The 2,930-nt window shown below is 52.8% G+C and carries 2 rRNA genes; both read right to left on the minus strand.

The window, feature by feature from the left end:
* Positions 1-19: 19 nt before the first annotated feature.
* Positions 20-134, minus strand: a 5S ribosomal RNA gene (gene rrf, locus BMY84_RS28635).
* Between the two features lie 161 nt (positions 135-295).
* Positions 296-2,896 (minus strand): 23S ribosomal RNA (locus BMY84_RS28640).
* Positions 2,897-2,930 lie beyond the last annotated feature (34 nt).

The raw sequence follows: 2,930 nt of genomic DNA on the forward strand, positions 1-2,930 counted from the left end.
ACAAAGCGCGAGCTATAATGCCTGGCGACGCCCTACTCTTCCGGGGCTTGAGCCACAGTACCATTGGCGCAGTCAGGTTTCACGTCCGAGTTCGGGAAGGGATCGGGTGGGTCACTGACGCTATGGTCACCAAGCAATAGAGCTTGCGCTTTGTTTTTAATCGATGCCCGTGCATAAGCATTTTACTTGGAAAATGCGTCAACAAACTAATGTTGTATGTAGATATCCTGGCTGGCTTAACGACCGACTATCGACGTCAGCTTGAAGATCAAGGCTGTCGTTGATGGTGGGACTCTTAAGCGCGAACAGAGCAATTAGGATCGGTTAGCTCCATGCGTTACCGCACTTCCACATCCGACCTATCAACGTCGTGGTCTACGACGGCTCGATGAAATCTTATCTTGAGGGAGGCTTCCCGCTTAGATGCTTTCAGCGGTTATCCCGTCCATACATAGCTACCCAGCTGCGCCCTTGGCAGGACGACTGGTACACCAGAGGTATGTTCAACCCGGTCCTCTCGTACTAGGGTCAACTCCTCTCAAATTTCGACGCCCACGGCAGATAGGGACCAAACTGTCTCGCGACGTTCTGAACCCAGCTCACGTACCACTTTAATTGGCGAACAGCCAAACCCTTGGGACCTGCTCCAGCCCCAGGATGTGATGAGCCGACATCGAGGTGCCAAACGATTCCGTCGATATGAGCTCTTGGGAATCATCAGCCTGTTATCCCCGGCGTACCTTTTATCCGTTGAGCGATGGCCCTTCCACGAGGGACCACCGGATCACTATGACCGACTTTCGTCTCTGCTCGACTTGTCAGTCTCGCAGTCAGGCGGGCTTATGCCATTGCACTCTAACAGACGGTTTCCAACCGTCCTGAGCCCACCATCGCGCGCCTCCGTTACTCTTTAGGAGGCGACCGCCCCAGTCAAACTACCCACCACAGAGGGTCCCTGTACCGGATAACGGTACGAGGTTAGACATCAGAAAACAGCAGGGTGGTATTTCACCTATGGCTCCACATCAACTGGCGTCGATGCTTCAAAGCCTCCCACCTATGCTACACAGCTCTTTCCTAATGCCACTCTGAAGTTGCAGTAAAGGTGCACGGGGTCTTTCCGTCTAACCGCGGGTACTCCGCATCTTCACGGAGAATTCAATTTCGCTGAGCATATCCTGGAGACAGTGGGGAAGTCGTTACGCCATTCGTGCAGGTCGGAACTTACCCGACAAGGAATTTCGCTACCTTAGGACCGTTATAGTTACGGCCGCCGTTTACCTGGGCTTCAATTCAGAGCTTGCACTCCTCCTCTTAACCTTCAGGCACCGGGCAGGCGTCAGGCCCTATACGTCGTCTTGAAGCCGACTTAGCAGAGCCCTGTGTTTTTGCTAAACAGTCGCTACCCCCTGGCCTGTGCCCCCCACAAAAAGTTGCCTTAATGTGGGGCCTCCTTCTTCCGAAGGTACGGAGGCAATTTGCCGAGTTCCTTCAGGATACTTCTCTCAAACGCCTTGGTATACTCTACCATTCCACCTGTGTCGGTTTAGGGTACGGTCTATACGGTGGGGCTATTTCCTGGGACAACTTCCCTGCCCGGACCAATCCAATAAGGCCGAACAAGTTACGCCATCCGTCACACACCACCAGGCCCACGAATATTAACGTGGTTCCCATCGACTACCCCCTTCGGGCTCGTCTTAGGGGCCGGCTTACCCTGCTCAGATTAGCTTTAAGCAGGAACCCTTGGAATTTCGGCGACAGTGCATCTCACACTGTTAATCGCTACTCATGTCTGCATTCGCACTTCCGATACCTCCACGACCCATTACCAGATCGCTTCAACGGCCTACGGAACGCTCCGCTACCGCTCAGTCAAAGACTGAACCCTAAGCTTCGGTGCATCACTTTAGCCCCGTTACATCTTCGCCGCAGGATCTCTTATTTAGACCAGTGAGCTGTTACGCTTTCTTTAAAGGATGGCTGCTTCTAAGCCAACCTCCTGGTTGTTTTGGAAATCCCACATGCTTTCCCACTTAGTGATGACTTGGGGACCTTAGCTGTAGGTTAGGGCTGTTTCCCTTTTGACGACGGACCTTAGCACCCGCCGTCTGTCTGCCGGACTAGACTCGTTGGTATTCGGAGTTTGGTTAGTATTGGTAGATCTCGCGACCCCCGCAACCATCCAGTGCTCTACCCCCAACGGCAAATATCCGACGCTCTACCTCAATAGATTTCGCGGAGAACCAGCTATTTCCCGGCTTGATTGGCCTTTCACCCCTAAGCACAACTCATCCGACAATTTTTCAACATTGAACGGTTCGGTCCTCCAGTGCGTGTTACCGCACCTTCAACCTGGTCATGCATAGATCGCCGGGTTTCGGGTCTAATGCATCAAACTATGGTCGCCCTATTCAGACTCGCTTTCGCTGCGCCTACACCTAACGGCTTAAGCTTGCTTGATACACTAAGTCACAGACCCATTATGCAAGAGGTACGCGGTCAGGTCTCAAGGACCCTCCCACTGCTTGTAGGCATCCGGTTTCAGGTACTGTTTCACTCCCCTCATCGGGGTGCTTTTCACCTTTCCCTCACGGTACTGGTTCACTATCGGTCATGTACGAGTATTTAGGCTTGGAGGGTGGTCCCCCCATGTTCAGACAGAGTTTCACGTGCTCCGCCCTACTCAAGTCCTGAGATATCATTTTCGCATACGGGGCTGTCACCCGCTATGGCCAGACTTTCCAGACTGTTCTGCTAACTATATCTCAGGCACTGGCCTGGTCCGCGTTCGCTCGCCACTACTAACGGAATCTCGGTTGATGTCTTTTCCTCCGGGTACTGAGATGTTTCAGTTCTCCGGGTTCGCCTCACCAAAGCCTATTTTATTCAGCTTAGTGATACCTCTCCCATTTAACACGGGGCCAGCC

The sequence above is a fragment of the Sphingobium sp. AP50 genome (genome assembly GCF_900109095.1).
Taxonomy (GTDB): Bacteria; Pseudomonadota; Alphaproteobacteria; order Sphingomonadales; family Sphingomonadaceae; genus Sphingobium.